The organism is Limnospira sp. PMC 1279.21, assembly GCF_032349615.1.
GTDB classification, from domain to species: Bacteria; Cyanobacteriota; Cyanobacteriia; order Cyanobacteriales; family Microcoleaceae; genus Limnospira; species Limnospira fusiformis.
In genome coordinates, this window is the sequence record NZ_JARPLU010000574.1 from 1 (window position 1) to 350 (window position 350).

General features: G+C 48.3%; 1 protein-coding gene. It reads left to right on the plus strand.

Annotated elements, in window-relative coordinates; all coding sequences use genetic code 11:
• Positions 1 to 19 precede the first annotated feature (19 nt).
• Positions 20 to 350: hypothetical protein (locus P5683_RS26020; protein ID WP_315642171.1), on the plus strand; the 331-nt coding region annotated here is incomplete at its 3' end.

The window sequence follows — 350 nt, forward strand, 5'->3', positions numbered from 1 at the left end:
CCTATTACGCTACTCAATAATGACGATGGTTCAAGCCAGACATTCGGTTTCCCTAGTCATGGATGGTTGGCAGTGGTCGCATTTGGTAGTAGGTTCTACTTCACGCCTTCCGTTCCCCGCTTCAATCCCAGAATCGTGTATCCTGAAATTGGGGGTGGCTATCGCCTTTACTCTCTACTCCCTGATTTCTCAGTTTGTTTATGACCTTGAGTCCCCTGCCTTGCTCAGATTTCTCCAAGCGTCGGGACATATAAACAGTTATGGGATGGTCAGGATACGAGTCCCTTATATTCCACCAAGGGGTGGAAGTCCCACTAGGAGGCTATTTCGGGCATTGCATCCCTATTTCT